Genomic DNA, 16,436 nt, shown 5'->3' with positions numbered 1-16,436 from the left:
GCCTGGATTATTTGGTTTTTATCGCAACGGTTAACCGCCAGCAGAAAAGGAGTGTCCCGTGAATAAGCAGAACAACAATCAAATAAAAGGTCGTCAAAGCAATCACGGTGATTACTACCTGCCGGCCTGCCTTGCCCACCTCGGCAGCCCCCCGTTATATATGGCCGTGGCCTATTGGGGATTGCTCAAAAAGTCCCCGTTTACGCGCGATGACCTCAGTGCGGCTTTCCATATTACGGTGCGACGAGCGGCTGATGTGATGACCTATATCTATATCGAACGCCAAAATTGTATTACCAGTAAAAAGTCGTTGGTCAACATCGGTAGTGGCCACTCTTGCCTCTATTTACAGGTGCTGGCAGTCGCTGAACCTGCCCCACCCCGTCAGGCATTTCGCCCCCCGGAGCGCCGGACATCCAACGCCTATAACAAAGAAGGGCAGCAAGAGCTATGGCACTGGCTCCTGACACGTCCAGCGGGAGGTGATCCTGAATGATCTCATCTACCGCCACCATTAGCGTCACCCTGCACAACACTTGCCCATTCGCACTTGAGGTTCGTGCCAGTGGCAAGTTGTGCCATCAACTCCCCCAGGGTGAGTGTTTTTCGCTACAGATAGCACCAGACCAGCCATTTTGCTTACGGATCAGTGGGGTAGGGAAAAGAATGCCTCACCACTGGCCAGAGAGACTGCAACAGATACGTGATAACTGGCGATATAAGCTCACAACAGAGAGAGCTGAGGCCTCCCTTATGGGTGACAGCCTCTTGCGATTAACACCGGAGGAGCGTGACATGCTCACCGGTGCGCAGGATAACGTCTGGCAAGATAGTGATGACTGCGCCATCTTTGGTACTGAGTTATGGGACATCACAACAACAGACCGCCACTGGAGTGTGCAGGCGCGACCAGATGTGTTGCACCGTTTGCCACTATCCCAACCAGTCGAGATCTGGCAACTCAGCCTATTACCCGGCAAGCCAACACCAGATATTGAGCCACAAGACGCCATCTGGCACATCAGACCATCACAGCAACAGGGCCAGATAGTGCGCCTGCATGCCGGGCAACGCGTACTCAGCGCCTGCCAACATCTTAAAGACATCACCCTGCAACCCAGTACCGAAAGTAACCTGCGGCCCCCCTACTCACTTGAGGAGGCATTCAGCTTCTGGGTGAGGGTTCCCGGCGGTATTCCTACCGCCAGTGGGCGCCCAAGCTGGCGGCTCTGGAACACATTTAGTCGCAGTTGGTTAGTCAGCAGTGACCAGCAACTGCAGATCATACCGGACATCGGGCCGGAAGTGCCCGGCGCACATTGGGATTGCATCTGGTCGGAAAGAGGTTTTATTCGACTGATCAAAGCTGATGGTTCTGGCGCGCTCACCCTACAGGCGGACAGTGTCGGCCTAAGCAAAGGTGAGGGCACTTTATGGCGAGAAGAGACCTTCTATCCCACATTCAATCTGCTCTATACCGGCCAGCAGTTTAGCCTGATACAGGTTGCAAACGGACGCTATTTAATCGCCACTGACCAAGGTGCGACCACCAGCCCCTACCCCACAACCAAACCCTTACTGCCGTTGCAGTGGCAACCCATATCCAGAGATGCCGGTCGCCTTAGCGTTCAACACCCTACATTAGGGACGCGGTGGTTAGCCGCCGGCTCGCGCAGTTTAGTCAATAGCGCCGGACGCGCAGTGGTATTAGAGAAAAAGCCGGTTTCAGGATCACTTTGGCAGCTTTGTTGTATCACCGGACACCAGGGATTTTTGTTACGCAGCCAGCATGCGGGCGGGCATTTGGCGGATATGAATGGGCAACTATCGGTCGTTGCTGGCATACCACGGGATGCTTTCTGGGCTGGCATTGCGCCCGAAATAACATTGGCAGGAGTTCTATGATGAGCACTTTATCTTATGCATCGAAGGTTGTCTCAGACACAGACATCAATGAAGACGTGATAATCAAGCAGCATCGTATTGTCGTGATTGGCAGTAATCATTTTCGTTCCACAGGGCTTCGAGCGCTGTTGTCACAACTTCCTGAGAAATCGGAGGTTTTGTGCGAGGTAGCCTCAGTCATGGCTTTCCACTCCCTACCTTTTGCCTTACGTGTCCGCACAAATTTATTAATTATTCATCCAGATAGTTTTGAAGAGCAAGATCTCAGCGGTATCGCTTTCCTCACCCTATTTTTACGCATCCACCCACATTGCCGGGTATTTATGATGGCCGATGTGCCCAATATCGCGTTGCTGGCTATCTACCATGCCCTTGGCGTAGCCACGATGTTGCCTGCCCGAGGCCCTCTGGACGTATTACAAGCCACCCTACGGGCCGGGTTATTGCAGACCCAAAAGCCAACAACAGAGTTACCGAAACTGACACCTCGGGAATTAACCGCGCTTCAGAGCCTATTAGCAGGCATGTCCGTTGCCAAGCTCGCCCGCCAGTTAGGGATTTCTTGTAAAACGATTTACACCCAGCGCAGTAATGCATTGCAAAAACTCGGTCTGCGCCGACCTCAACATATGTTCGATCGCAATGCTCTGCCTTTGAAGCAATTTATTTATCAATACCGCTAGCACCACAGGAAGCACAGAAACGACAAAACAATAAGTTTCACCGCCACACTTTATACATATTTTATGTAAAAAACCCATTAAATCAGGATCATATATGAGTACATCAACTAAACCATATCGGGTAAAGGTTATCACATGGGGCACTATTGCCGCCCATCTGACCCTTCCCCTAACCCTGGCTTTCACTCCGGCTAATGCGAACATGTTGCCTCGCACCAGCCAGCAAGGGGATGAACGCCTGGCGGCTCTTCCTACCATGCCCTATGTACTAAAACCGGGCGAAACAGTGGATATGGTTGCCAAACAGCATAATTTAACTTTAGTGCAACTGAAGAAAATCAATCAGTTACGCACTTTCAGTAAACCCTTCGCCAAACTGCAAGCGGGTGATGAGCTAGAGATCCCTCAGGCCCGGTCAAATCTCGGATTAGCCCCTGAGAATACAGCGCTGACTGATACGCAAACCACTGAACGTAATTTGGCCAAAGCAGCCACAACAAGTGCTCAGATGCTAAATAGTGGTGATAAAGCGGCAGCCCGCCAATTACGTGGGCTGGCGGTTGGCAATGCCAATCAGGCAGCCAATAGCTGGCTTAACAATTTCGGCACCGCTCGCCTACAGGCGAATGTTGATGACCGTGGAGATCTCGACGGCAGTCAATTCGATATGCTGATGCCTTTCTATGATACGCCATCACAAATGGCCTTCACGCAGTTTGGCATACGTCGGATCGACAAACGCACCACCGCCAATCTGGGGATTGGGATCCGCCATTTTATTGACGACTGGATGGTCGGTTACAACCTCTTCCTCGACCGCGATATCACTCGCGATCATACCCGCGTCGGTGCTGGTGCCGAATATGCCCGTGACTACCTGAAACTGGCGGCAAACGGCTACCTGCGTTTGAGCGATTGGCGTGACTCCCCAGATTTCAGCAGCTATAGCGAACGTCCGGCAACCGGATTTGATCTGCGGGCAGAAGCCTACTTACCCTCACTGCCACAGTTGGGGGGGAAGCTGATGTATGAACAGTACTTTGGTAATGATGTTGGGTTGTTTGGCAAGGATAACCGGCAACAAAACCCGGCGGCCATCACCGCGGGCATCAACTATACCCCAATCCCACTGGTCACGGTCGGTATTGACCGCAAACAAGGAAGCGCCGGTAACGGTGAAACGCTGTTCAACCTTGGCGTCAACTATGAGGTCGGCACACCATGGGCCAAACAGATAAGCCCTGATGCGGTCAATGCGCGCCGTACTCTGCAAGGTAGCCGCAATGATTTGGTCGAACGTAATAACCAAATTGTACTGGAATACAAAAAACAGGATGTTATCAACCTGTATGTATCCAACAATGTTAGCGGTCGTGCTGCTGAGACCAAACAACTTGTCGTGAGTGTCACCTCAAAATATGGCCTGAGAAATATCCAGTTTGACCAGGGCGCACTGGCCGCTGCCGGTGGGAAAATTATTCCTCAAGGCCCTAGCCAGTTTGCCTTACAGTTACCGCCGCAACCTTCCGGGGGCAATAACTGGACCATCAGTGCTATTGCCAGCGACGTCAAGGGGAACACATCTAACCGCGCCGTGACACTGGTGCAGTTGCAAGACACCCCTGCTACTATCAGCGGCACTTGGACCCCAGCGGCAAGTACCAAGCCTGCGGATGGTAATAGCGCCGTCCTTTTGACTCTGACCTTAAAAGACGCGGCAGGCAACCCACTGATCGGCCAGGCGAATAACATCACCCTGAAGAAAAATACTCTGGGTGGCTCCGGCAGCGAACCCACACTCAGTGCCCTGACTGAAATCAGCCCAGGGGTCTACCAAACTACAGTAACTGCGGGCACCAACCCCGGTATATTGACATTAACACCTGAGCTTCAGGGATCGCAGTTAGCATCAGCCACCATCACCTATACCGATACATCCACCACAAAACCCTCAGTGTCTAACCTGATTCTGCTGGGTGAATTGGCGGAAGATAGCAAACTGTCGGCAACCTATACCTTTACCCAACCGGTGGGCGGGCCTGCCGCAACGGATGCCTCAACCTATCAATGGGGTGAAAAAGGGGCAACAGCGGCCAACGTCGCTAACGGTTCAGCCGTGACAACCTCTGGGCAAGTACCGGAATACCTATTGAAATCGACTGATGTCGGTAAAGTGATGGAAATTTCGGTACAGGCGAAAAATAGCCTTGCGGTTACCGGCAATACGCTCACGGTGGACTCGGCCTCGGCCGACACCAATACCAATAAAACCACGGGCGGCGAGCAGGGTAAAGTCACCGGGTCAACGGCGGTGACAAAACTTCAGATAGATCCATTCAATAATAAGGTGAAAGTGACCGAGACGATTAGCTTCACCATTACCGCACTCAACAAAAATAACCTGCCGGTTTCTGGCGCTCAAATAAAGCTTGAGGCAACATCGGCCGCCTCGCGGAGTGGTCAAGTTGAAACGCCAACGCTAAAGGTCAACGGTAAGCCCCTGACCGATGACGTTACCACGGACGGCGATGGAAAAGTACAGGTAACCCTGACGGATCCAGCCGGTAAGGGGATAAAAACAACCCTAACCAGTAGTAACGGTGCCATCAGTGAAACTAACGATGTTATTTTCACTGTGATCACCAGCCCGGATAGTACTTTAGCCAAGTACTGGGGACATATGGATGAGACAATAACGGCAGCGGGTGTGACCTTTAAACGGCCATTATTGGCAGCGGAGGCAGCTTCTGGCCAAGGCTCGGAAGAACTGAATAATGAGCAGTGGAATGTCCCATCTCATAATGATGCCATGCAAACATGTGTAAATAACTTGCCCACAAAGACAGAACTTGATGCATTGTATATCGCTGGGGGAGTGAATAGCCATGGGTGGCCAAACGGCACAGGTTATTATTATTGGTCAATAACAAGCGCCCCTGCCGGATTTTATGGTATTAACATGAATAATGGGCAAGCATTTGGCCTGGTAGCAACCGACGGACAGCTTGTAAGCTGCCTCTAAACTTTTCCATATCGAAATAAGGCTGCCTGGAGTGGCAGCCTTAATCAAACTAATTAAAAACAGGAGGAACACCACATGCATTTTGGGTAGGCAGCTTCATATCACTAAATTCTACTAGCTCTAGTGAGTTGAAAACCTCGCCACCAGCACTCTCCTGAACTGTATAAGTGGCGTGCACCACTCCCTGGCAAAGGGTGTAAAACGGGGCTGCCGGAACAAGAAATTCATGTTCATCCAAACCAATATTAACTGCAGTTATTTCATAGGGGGGAGAATCATAATCTGCGTTATCTACAGCTGGACCATTAACATCCTCAAATCCTTCTGTTCCCCTTAATTTTAGTATGATAATTTGCCCAATACGAATATTTTCATATTTAAGCACACTAAAAATACAACCTCTAGTATCATTTATTGTTTTGATATTTATTGTGTTTTGTTTATTCCTAAATAACCAAAGTGGTTTTTGTAACCCGTCCTTACCACCTGGATTAGTATTGGTCGAGTTGACAAGAATGTCTATCTTCGGTGAAACAGAACTTGAAGAGTGTATATTATCCACTAATAATCGGGTAACAGTATAATGTGCCGGAATATGCCCACCTCCAGAGGCGAGAATATCAGCAGCAGGTAAAGTTATAATTATTTCCGAAGTGGGAATAGTAGTTACTTTAAAGGGGGCTAACGTTACCGCCCCCCATGTAACGGTAATGACATCACCAACAAGCAAATAGTTAGCGTTTTTCACTGTCTGAAAAGGAATAAATACTCTCGCATCTTTATTTACCGCCGGCCCTGTTATTTTGTTCTGTTCATTACTATCGCTAAAAATAGTTAAAAGCCTCAAATTTCCATTTTCAGGTGAGTCAGGATCAGGATTAGGCTCAGCAGGAATAGAGAGATCAACACCTGCCACTAACTCTCGCGAAGCGGTTTTTTTAATACTACTATCCCCGCGACTCACCACGTAATAAATAATAACAGATTTCTTATCATAGGGTATAATTTCATCATAGACTGGGAAAAATGTAAAAATGGGGTCACTACCAAGATTTTTTGTTTGTATTGGAGGTGAGGACTTTATAACGACATCTACACCTTTATCATCCTTAAAATGAAGGGTAATAATATCCTGAACTTGTACATTATCATATGCTGGTATATCAATACGAAGCGGATGTATAAAATCATTAATAATAAAATTGTCTGCAATATCAGGTAGCACTGGAGGTTTTAATCCTGCCGGGAAGTCACCAAAGGCCAGTTGCAGCATAACCGGTTCAGCCGGGTCACTAGTATAGCCTGCTTCGTTAGTTATGGTATAACTAAAAAAGTGAGGCCCATCTGGCTCTCCATTAAATAAACTTTGATTAAACTCGGCTGGTATATCTTGGCCAAGTTGGTTTAAACTAACAATTACATCCGCATCGGGGACGGGAAGAAGATTATCTGAGGAGGCTCCAAAAAACAGACTTATTTTATCACCTTGTCGCATATCAAAATATGAGTGTATGTGCACAGGCAATACTTTTTCTGGCGGTACTTTCGCATTATTGACCAGGTTTAGCTCTGTTATACCATTTGTAGAATATATCGTGTCAAATATCAATGGAGCAACCGGCACTCCTCCCGAAGATTTCTTCAATAACGTGAATTCCTTCCTGATAGTAGAATCTACATTACCAGACACTGGCATTATATAAAGCATGACATAGTGGTTATTCTCATCACTATTAATAAAATATTTTTTATCTATAGTCATAGTAAAACCATTATTTTTCTCATCTTGAGTCCATTCGGCATCAACTCCTTTCGCCACGATATAATTATCGATACCTGGAGGATCTAGTATTTCTGGTTCAGCATCAGTATCCATGACCATATAAACCCGCATAGCACCTCTAGCAGCCTTGGGGGGGGTATCTTTTAAATTTTGCCATGAATCAACCCTCACAACAAGATCATTATTTTCATTCTCTTTGAGAATAACGCCATCAGGTAGAGCGTCGATAATTCTAAATGATGGTATAAGAGTGTTTCTAGCCTCAATAAGTGGAGGTGGAGCATAGCTTTTAACCGTAGTTCTATAGTTTGTGCTCATGATTTATATCTCCAACAAAGAATAGGTATATTATATGACAACAGTGAGTCATATAATTGATATAGCTACCGATAATACAGATGTCCATTGAGATTAAATAATGTTAATCTCAATAACAGTTATCCTACTAAAATAACTATCTGTCTAATGAATTAGTATCATCAGATGATAACCTTTGGGCATAGCAATCAAATTGATAATGATATCAATTTGATTGTCATGACTATTTTTATTAGATAAATAATTAGCAGACAGATGCGACCTGGCTTCCTAGGAAAATATCAATCACACTACGAGTAATTTCATTGGTAAAATTAGGTTCCCAAACTAAGCCTATATCTACGCTCATATCTGTTTCTTTTATATCCATAAGCTCAAGATATTTATTACTTACATCTGAAATAACACTTTTCGGCACAAAGGAAAAGGCATCCTTCCTGATAACCAACTCAAGAACGGTCATGATATTATTGGTAGTCACTACCGGTTTCATTGTCAATCTATCATATACTGCATATATATTTATATTACCATTAATGGAGTAACTCTCTAACTCTTGCGTCTCCCGCCACCCCAACTTATTAATACTCCCTAGAGAAAAACCTGTTGTTCTATCTATATTTTTTCTCTCGACAATCACTAATGAATCACTGAATAGTCGGCGGGAAGATAACTCTTTAGGGATAGGGTAAGGCATAATCGCTAAATTTAATAAACCTTGAGTCAGTTGGTAAGCTAATTCATTAGGTAACATGCCATTCAATAACACTAAAGGAACATCAGGGAAAAGATCGGTGAATTGTTTAAATACATAGTTATGATGTGAATCAAAAGAGAAAGCCCCAATCTTAAATTCATTATATTTAACGGTTGATAGCTCAGCAGTATTTCTTCTGAATTTATTCACATGATTCATCAATATTTTTGCTTCAGCATAAACACTCTGACCAATAGACGTTAAATGTGTACCATCTGGCCCTCGGTAAAAAAGGATACAATTGAGCCTCTCCTCTAATGAGTTTATTTGTTTAGTCAACGCCGGTTGAGTGACACAAAGTTTATCTGCCGCCTTATGATAATTCAACGTTTCCGCCAGCACGATAAAGGCATTCAATTTTCTAATATCCATTGTATCCCTCTTTACTAGCAAGGTAGATAAATAGACTAAAGAAATATTAGTCCGGTATATAGGGTAAAATATAGTGATGTTCACACTCTAAAATTCACCAGTAGGTATTTTAGTGCATTTAATCTTAGTGAAAGTCACCATAACAACCATAGGACAATTCTTACATAAATGTAAACAAAGACCGCCTAAATAGTCGATCTTCTAGTATTTATCATAGGTTTTTTTATCATCGAAGTCCTAAAATGAGATTTAAGTCACGTTTTAAATCATATGATTAATGAACAAATAACAATAAACGTAACATAAGTTTTGTTGGCAAAAATGAAGGATTGGCAAGGCGGTGTTGTAGGTAAGAGCTTATCGAAGGTGGAAGTTTGGAAAAATTAACCTGTGATTTCAATATGAAACAGGAGAGCCATCAATAAAACTGACTCTCCTGAATTATTTTAGCAAATAATGTACTAAGCCTTGTTAAAGTGGTGTCATCTCATAGGATAGCTGCTCAGTAATATATGGCTGTACTGTACTGCTATCTCCCCCACCGGTTGGGTCACCCCAAGTGACAACACGGTTATCCTTGGTTAAGGCCAGAAATGCTGTCGAGGTTGAATATAACGCCCGTACATTGGTTAATAATGATTGAACCATCGATGCATCTCCCCCATACGCAGTGTTTCCCCATGCCACAACCTCCCCTGTTGCCCGCAGTACCGCAGCCGCAGAGCCAGTGGTGCTTATTTGGACGACATCCTCCAGCATAGCGACTTCTGTCGCGATGCCATTTACAATTGATATATCATTCCCCCAACTCACGACAGTGCCATTATTTCGTAACCCAATATACGTATTGGCGGTGCTAGCAACGTCAACAATATCTGTGAACCCCGCGATATCCGCAGGAATAACACCACCATACCCCCCCCATGCAACCAGTGTCCCATCACTGCATTTGGCGACATAGGAATTATTGGTAGAAGCCATCAGCTCCACGATATCAGTTCTGGCCGCGATTATCGTAGGTACCGCCAATCCCCAACCAACAACCGTTTTATTTGCTCTCAGCGCGACATAGCCGCCTTGCGTCGACTGAATATCAACAATATCAGTTAGCTGCTTAATAACACTGGGTAAGGCCAATCCTCCCCATGACACAATTGATCCATCGGTACACAACGCGACAAAGCCCAATTCTCCGCCAAAAACTTTTTTGATATTCGTCTGAAGAGCAATATCAGCTGGCACTACCCCCCCCTTGGAAACTGCTCCGCCCCATGCAACAACCTTACCACTAGAGCGTAAAGCAGCAAAGGCGTAGCCTGCAGCCACAATTTGCTCAATGTCATTCATTGCCGCAATCTCAGGGGGTACAATCCCATATGTATCTTCCCCCCATGAGACAACCCGCTTATTAGACCGTAGCGCCACAAAAGCAGTTTGGCTGGCAGCAATGTAAACGACGTCATCAAGCGTCAAGAGCGTTGCGGGTACATCGCCACCCAAGATGGAACTTCCCCAAGCAGCAATATGACCATTGTTGCGCCGTACAGCAAAAGCCGGGTCGACCGTAACCCCATTGCCCGCCACATTGCAGGCGGAGAGTGTCACGCTATCATTCTCCGTTCTTACTCGTAACACACGTTCTGGTGAAACATCGCGAAAACGAGCGCCCGGCTTCCAGTTCGAATCCCCAGCGTATTGCCATTCAGCACCATCAAGAGGTTTATTTGTATCAGAGGACAACGCGGTAATATATTTGGAGTTGATATTACCAAAACCATAGGAGTTACCAGGTGAGAACCTGGCGCCCATCACCTTAAGTTTTCCTGAAACAGGGACACTAACAACGTTATAGCTGTTTTTCGGTGAGAAGAACTGCATCCCGCCATTAGCGCGCTTAATGCTATAATCCACACTAATCAGTTCACCCTTACTGGCGGCAACATATTCATAAGGTATGGTGAATGTCAGCGACAATCCAGACTCAAGATTAGTGACTTGATGTATATCCTTTCTCGAGTTAGTGGGACCTGAGCCTGTCCAGCTAAGCACAACTTCATCTGATTCTTTTAATTTGGCCCCAGCGGGTATCGTGACGGTTGCACCAGTGGCCGGAACCTGCACCAGAGTAATAGTATTTCCCACTGCTTGATCAACTGTGGGTGCAGGTAAATCTTCGGTTACCTGGAATATCAATCGGTTAGAGTAAAATATATCCCCGGCGAGATCATCGACTTCATAGTACACCTCAACCCAACCACCGATACTCTGTTGCACGATATCTTTCGGAATTGTGAAAAAATTATCGTCGACCCCATTTTTCAGAATTATGTCATCCGGATCATAATTTACTTTCCCTCTCCAATAGCATTGTATTCCATCTCTGCGCGCCTTGTTTGGATAACTCCCAACACGAACATGCACCGCCCCGTTAGCATCAGCATCCATCGGGTTCAGTATCCCTGGATTAACCATTTCGGTAATAGTGGGGGCTGGCAAATTGTTATTTAATGGCAATAACACCAATTCTAAAGGATAAGAGCTAGAAAAATCTTCACTCGTCTCACTTTTAACCCGATAACTAATAGTCAAACCGCCACCGGCCATACCCACTATTTTATCTCTGGCAATAGAGAAGACCAGCGGTGTACCAACCTCAAGTTCGGTAACGATATGAGACTTATCGTATATGACAATCGGCTCACCGGCAGAAGTTACACCCGAGATAATTAATGTCACTATATCATCTTTCACCAAATTTCCATCTTGATTAAGTCTAACCAAAAAGTTATCCGTTTCCGGTATGGTGTTAAGATCAAGGATTCCAGATTTGGCTTGTGGGGCGACAGGGGCAGGGAGTGTATAAGGGTTACCATTAATGATCAGATTAGTTTTTTGGGATTTTTTACCATTCACCTCATAATAGACGGTGACCATTTCCCCACCCATCCCACGAATTTGTGAGTAGGGGATAATAAAAGTATGACCATATTTAAGATCAGAAGCCAAAATAGTAGCCGTCTGTTCCGTAGGTAATATCCCCCCATTCTTCCATTTCAGTGTTATTATATCATCCAATTTAATATTAAGATAAACAGGGATCTGAACATAAACATCCTTACCCTTCAAGTCATCAATATTAATCATACCATTGACTGCCTGTTGAACTCCCGGCGCCAGATAGATACTATCTTCGACATCAATATCAACCATGGAACTAATCGACCATAAAGACCAATTATTTACGGTATCTCTTATTTCGTACCTTATGATTGCATCACTATAGTCCCCCGCCAATTTGATAGTATCCGCAGTAACGTTAATGATCACAGGCTTATTGATATCAGACTCTGCCACCGTATATTTAGAATCTTTATTCCCAGCCCAACTTAATGTTACAACATCGCCTTTAGTCATATTTTTATAAGCAGGGATAGAAGCGGAAATAGCGTTAATATTACCCGTTGTTATTTCATTTGGAATGCCCCCCGGCGCAGGTAACAAATCGTTCACATAAGGCGTTGCAGGGTCAGGGTCAATCCCGCCGGGTACAGTTGTTTTTATCAAGAAATTGGCATCAAATGATCTTGTTATATTACTTCCTGGTGGTTCGGCAAAAGTATAAAATACAGTTGTATCTCCATCGACTATATCAAGCTGCCCAATATTAACAAATATATCTTTGTGAGCCACTTGAATATCTTCACTGGTTATTGTCTTTATGGGAAAATTAATATTGATAGCATTAGCTTCATCCCCCGTTTTACACCAAAACAAATCTACTCTGGTATCTACTTTAGTCCCAGGCTTAAAAGGAATTCGAACCGTGAGACTTTTGTTTGGATCAAAAATCGTTGCTCGATTTAGACCAGCATAACCTATCGCATCTACCATGATAGGTGCAGGTAGTGTGGCATCAATATCCTCTAAAAAGGTTTTCAGTTTCTGTTTCATTTTAATCTCCGACATTCTGATTTATTATTGCATTGCAATACTCACCTTAGTCGGTAAAAAAATAGCCATCAAATAATATTAAGTTATCAACTGATAATAGAATAAAAAACATGAATGACATTATCTATATAACCCCAAAATATCGTATTAATAGTGCTATTTTATTTTTTATACTTGCTATCACTCACAAGAAAAATAAATCATACAAATTAATCTCACTCTCGTTAAAAAACCAATAAAATAAAGTTATCGGTTGATAACTTTATTTTATTAGACAGCTATTAATTAATGAATCTAATATAATTAAAATACCTACACAGAAGGCATGATGAGATACCCTGGATGCGACAGGTTCTTGATTGACTCACTGAGTTATCTTATTTTATGCCTTTGTCAGCATCGGTGATGGTGTTTACTGGTACAATCAGTGCCCTATCGCCATCTCATTAAATAATGATAAGAACAGTAAATATGATAAATATCAATAAAGTTGTTATTTATAAAATGAAATGAGAAAAAAAATAACGGTATAATCTCATTATGCCTACCAGCAGTAACTCTTGGAATAAAGTAAATGCTTATATCAAAATATAATCCAGAGTCCTTTAATAGAATTGATGTATCAGAGGAAACTCTACAACAAATAAGTAATTACATAACATTAAATACGGGATTTTCATTCTTTTCTTTTGTGATAAGAGAAATATACCCGATAACGGAATCACGTATATATACATTTGATAATTATAATGACTCATGGAGAACGCTATATGAGAAAAATAAATTATGGAAAATAGATCCCGTGATTTTTTACAAACCAATGCCACAACTAGAATATGCGGTCTGGGATAGTCTTTTTTTCAAAGGACATGAAGAGATCTGGGCCTATGGTGTAGAGTATGGTTACCAGAGTGGTATTACATTTGGCATGCCACTCCCACAGGGTTACCATAGCATTCTATCACTTTCAAATATGAGTCACTCAATAACGCCAAAAGAAATATCACTCGCACAATCCTATTTTTCAAAAATCTGTGTAAAAATAATAAACTCAATAATTCTGAACGCTGAAAGCCCGATAACATTCAACAAAAACAATATCACCTTAACCAAACGGGAATTAATGATACTTATGTTTAGTGTTGATGGAATGACTTCTCATGAAATAGCAGGTAAAATATTCATATCAAAAAGCACCGTCGATTTTCATATGTTAAATATTATAAAAAAACTCAACTGCAAAAATAAATTCCAGGCCATTTCAAAAGCACTGATCATGGGATTGATATAAACACACCTTCGCATTTATCACTCTTAACTTGACACTTACAGCCCCCAGTTAATATTCTAAAAGCCCAAGTTACAGCATGATGTAATATTATCATGCTGTACTTATACATATACAGGAGATATTAATGCGACTACCTGTTAAGCATAACATTTGGTTATTACTATTATTTGTCAATCAACTCATTGCCTCAGAACCTCCACCTTTAACAGCAGGTATTCAAACTCGAATCGATGTCGCTATCAGTCAGCTTTATCGTGCAGAAGAGCGACAAATCGCTATTCGGTGGGATAATGCAAAAAAAGTATCTGAATTTATCTGTAGACCCGCGGCCCTCGCTGAAATACAAAGCAAAGACTTTCTAAAAGCCGATCGGGTTTTTCTTGGTGATAATAACCAAGATAGCTTGAGCCTAACAGGACAATATCATCTTACCGGCAGTGGTGAGGTGCGAGCCGATAATATTTGGCATGATTTTACTTTCCAATGCGATATCGATCCCGTAAAAGGGATTGTAACCTACTTCAACATCATCCTTTTGCCCTAAACGACGTCAATACACATAGCATGCCAGGGTCAACAATATTTCTGTCATGCTATGTCATAATAATTTTTCCGCGCTATTGCTGTAACCAACTATCCACGCCCTTATGGCGGGAGCAAGCTCCACTATGCTGTTGGCTATAACTATAAGTACCATCCTGACAACGCGCAGTGGCACCTGATGGAATATTGCCTGACGCTGGCGATGCAGCCACCCGAGGAACAGATGGTGTCGATGCCGTTGGCTTCACTGTTGCCGGCAGTGGGGTCGCGGGAGTCGTTGGCTTCACTGTTATCGGCGGTGGAATAGCGGGAGTCGTTGGCTTCACTGTTATCGGCGCTGGAATAGCGGGAGTCGTTTCTGCCGAGAGCACAGAAGAGTGAGATTTACGTGTTGATGCAGGTACTTTCACTGTTGCTGGCAATCCCGAGACTTCCGCTTCACTCGCATTGGTTCGTGGTTTGCGTGGCGATTTTACTGTGGGCTTAATACCATTAGGATCTTGAACTAAATTCGCTGCCGATGCCGGATCGACTGCTGCAGTAGCTTTAGTCTGAGCGGCATTAACCGGGCCGATAATAAGTACTGTAGACAACAAAACCAAGATAGATAACATTCTGTTTATACACATAAACATCTCCTGACAAGGTTTTCAATTACGTGGTTTTCAATTACGTGCGTTTGAAAAAACGTAATATCACATTCAAAACCCCTGATTTAGCAATAGATCCATTACCAGGAATTTGGGCCATTAACGCAGGTAAAGATCGACTCAGCATAGCGGTGGTAGCCTGTGGATCAATGCCTAATTGCGTCGCCAATCGACCTATCTCTTCCTGACCAAATACCTGCTGTATATGTCCATCGGATATTATTGGCTGTCCATTCTGCCCGCCGACATCCTTAACAATATCTCCGAGTCCATTCTGATTGAATTTTTCGGTAATTCCTTTCACTCCGCCATGTAATTCAACCCAGCTGACGATATTTTGTATACTCAAATTCCCCGTTTGCGGGTCCGCGGAAAGCAGCTCACTCAATAAATTACTGTCACCCATACATCCTCCTGCCTATAGGTGCCGCCAGCAGATATATCCTCACTGTGCAGCTTGATACACTCAAAATCACGCTATAAACGGAAGGTAAACGATGTCAATAAGTTGAATGCAGGCATTCCGAGAGGGGATATTTCGCCACCCTGCCCGGCAGCATTCTCAGTGCTAACCTACAAGATGAGATGGTGACTGACAGAATATTGATTAGCCAAGACACCGCTTGGCCTCAACCACAAATAAATAAGGCAGGTATCAGCTCAATCTCCGCTGATAAAATCAAATACCAGCACCCCCTGCTTTTTCGCCAAAAATGGGCCTACCTGATTTTTGAAGTTTTGGTGTGCTGCATCATAAAATGTGGGCGAGGTAACCACGGGAGTACCCACGTAATAATTGCGATCCCCTTGAGAGCGGAAGGTCACGATAAATCCTTGTTCAAAGCCCCCTGCAACCCCCTCACCACTCGCTTGCTTACCTGTGGTTATCGAGACGATATAAGGTTTACCTTCTCGCAGTGCCAAATGTTGCAACGCCAGAAAATCTTCCATCAGTTGACGTCGTTTATCTGGGCTGACAAATTCAGCGTAACGGAATAATACAATGTGCTTAACCTCACCCGGCTTATAATCTCCTCGAGTAAATACCGCATTGCCCACCGCCTGTCGCTCACGGATCAATATGGCCTGCTTCGTTACCGGCGCAGCATTTTGTACTTCAACTGGCTGAAAATCCATATCACATCCTATATAGAGATTTAT

12 protein-coding genes are annotated in these 16,436 nt (G+C 44.1%); 6 read left to right on the top strand and 6 right to left on the bottom strand.

The features are described from left to right. Positions 1-58: 58 nt before the first annotated feature. From FFE93_RS03760 to FFE93_RS03745, 4 genes are all read left to right on the top strand, one after another. Positions 59-496 (top strand): CaiF/GrlA family transcriptional regulator, encoded by a 438-nt coding sequence (locus FFE93_RS03760; RefSeq protein WP_005272195.1) that lies wholly within the window; start codon positions 59-61, stop codon positions 494-496. Continuing rightward, complete coding sequence (locus FFE93_RS03755) at positions 493-1,905, top strand: hypothetical protein (protein ID WP_138774792.1); 1,413 nt, start codon at positions 493-495, stop codon at positions 1,903-1,905. The genes FFE93_RS03760 and FFE93_RS03755 overlap by 4 nt, the downstream gene beginning before the upstream one ends. Further along, a complete protein-coding gene (locus FFE93_RS03750) occupies positions 1,902-2,588 on the top strand; it encodes a helix-turn-helix transcriptional regulator (RefSeq protein WP_138774791.1) in 687 nt (228 codons plus the stop codon). The genes FFE93_RS03755 and FFE93_RS03750 overlap by 4 nt, the downstream gene beginning before the upstream one ends. A 94-nt stretch (positions 2,589-2,682) precedes the next feature. Next, complete coding sequence (locus FFE93_RS03745) at positions 2,683-5,610, top strand: inverse autotransporter beta domain-containing protein (RefSeq protein ID WP_138774790.1); 2,928 nt, start codon at positions 2,683-2,685, stop codon at positions 5,608-5,610. Between the two features lie 49 nt (positions 5,611-5,659). On the opposite strand, the gene FFE93_RS03740 is transcribed toward FFE93_RS03745, so the two are convergent. The 3 genes from FFE93_RS03740 to FFE93_RS03730 form a co-directional block, all read right to left on the bottom strand. Beyond that, positions 5,660-7,711, bottom strand: coding sequence for a hypothetical protein (locus tag FFE93_RS03740; RefSeq protein ID WP_138774789.1), 2,052 nt, complete (start codon positions 7,709-7,711; stop codon positions 5,660-5,662). Between the two features lie 244 nt (positions 7,712-7,955). Further along, positions 7,956-8,840, bottom strand: coding sequence for a LysR family transcriptional regulator (locus FFE93_RS03735; RefSeq protein ID WP_138774788.1), 885 nt, complete (start codon positions 8,838-8,840; stop codon positions 7,956-7,958). A 471-nt stretch (positions 8,841-9,311) separates the two neighbouring features. Further along, complete coding sequence (locus FFE93_RS03730; protein WP_138774787.1) at positions 9,312-12,791, bottom strand: RCC1 domain-containing protein; 3,480 nt, start codon at positions 12,789-12,791, stop codon at positions 9,312-9,314. 574 nt (positions 12,792-13,365) lie between these two features. On the opposite strand from FFE93_RS03730, the gene FFE93_RS03725 reads away from it, so the two are divergent. Together FFE93_RS03725 and FFE93_RS03720 are read left to right on the top strand one after the other, a co-directional pair. Continuing rightward, positions 13,366-14,082 (top strand): autoinducer binding domain-containing protein, encoded by a 717-nt coding sequence (locus tag FFE93_RS03725; protein ID WP_005272183.1) that lies wholly within the window; start codon positions 13,366-13,368, stop codon positions 14,080-14,082. Between the two features lie 124 nt (positions 14,083-14,206). Next, entirely contained in the window at positions 14,207-14,626 is a 420-nt protein-coding gene (locus tag FFE93_RS03720; protein WP_050413677.1) for a hypothetical protein, read from the top strand. Between the two features lie 73 nt (positions 14,627-14,699). Here FFE93_RS03720 and FFE93_RS21620 read toward each other — a convergent pair whose 3' ends face one another. From FFE93_RS21620 to FFE93_RS03705, 3 genes are all read right to left on the bottom strand, one after another. Beyond that, on the bottom strand, positions 14,700-15,254 hold the full coding sequence (locus FFE93_RS21620; RefSeq protein ID WP_226714015.1) for a DUF3761 domain-containing protein: 555 nt from the start codon (positions 15,252-15,254) through the stop codon (positions 14,700-14,702). Between the two features lie 40 nt (positions 15,255-15,294). After that, positions 15,295-15,681, bottom strand: coding sequence for a YidB family protein (locus FFE93_RS03710; protein WP_005272181.1), 387 nt, complete (start codon positions 15,679-15,681; stop codon positions 15,295-15,297). Between the two features lie 254 nt (positions 15,682-15,935). Continuing rightward, the gene (locus FFE93_RS03705; protein WP_005272180.1) at positions 15,936-16,412 is read right to left on the bottom strand and encodes a Dabb family protein; all 477 of its coding nucleotides are present in this window, start codon (positions 16,410-16,412) and stop codon (positions 15,936-15,938) included. Positions 16,413-16,436 lie beyond the last annotated feature (24 nt).

Source organism: Yersinia sp. KBS0713, assembly GCF_005937895.2.
Classification (GTDB): Bacteria; Pseudomonadota; Gammaproteobacteria; order Enterobacterales; family Enterobacteriaceae; genus Yersinia; species Yersinia bercovieri.
This window is presented reverse-complemented; position numbering and strand designations above follow the sequence as displayed.

Bases quoted from the DNA above. Each gene is read 5' to 3' on its own strand.
- FFE93_RS03755 (WP_138774792.1), top strand. From the start codon at position 493: ATGATCTCATCTACCGCCACCATTAGCGTCACCCTGCACAACACTTGC.
- FFE93_RS03750 (WP_138774791.1), top strand. From the start codon at position 1,902: ATGATGAGCACTTTATCTTATGCATCGAAGGTTGTCTCAGACACAGAC.
- FFE93_RS03745 (WP_138774790.1), top strand. From the start codon at position 2,683: ATGAGTACATCAACTAAACCATATCGGGTAAAGGTTATCACATGGGGC.
- FFE93_RS03740 (WP_138774789.1), bottom strand. From the start codon at position 7,711: ATGAGCACAAACTATAGAACTACGGTTAAAAGCTATGCTCCACCTCCA.
- FFE93_RS03735 (WP_138774788.1), bottom strand. From the start codon at position 8,840: ATGGATATTAGAAAATTGAATGCCTTTATCGTGCTGGCGGAAACGTTG.
- FFE93_RS03730 (WP_138774787.1), bottom strand. From the start codon at position 12,791: ATGAAACAGAAACTGAAAACCTTTTTAGAGGATATTGATGCCACACTA.
- FFE93_RS03725 (WP_005272183.1), top strand. From the start codon at position 13,366: ATGCTTATATCAAAATATAATCCAGAGTCCTTTAATAGAATTGATGTA.
- FFE93_RS03720 (WP_050413677.1), top strand. From the start codon at position 14,207: ATGCGACTACCTGTTAAGCATAACATTTGGTTATTACTATTATTTGTC.
- FFE93_RS21620 (WP_226714015.1), bottom strand. From the start codon at position 15,254: ATGTGTATAAACAGAATGTTATCTATCTTGGTTTTGTTGTCTACAGTA.
- FFE93_RS03710 (WP_005272181.1), bottom strand. From the start codon at position 15,681: ATGGGTGACAGTAATTTATTGAGTGAGCTGCTTTCCGCGGACCCGCAA.
- FFE93_RS03705 (WP_005272180.1), bottom strand. From the start codon at position 16,412: ATGGATTTTCAGCCAGTTGAAGTACAAAATGCTGCGCCGGTAACGAAG.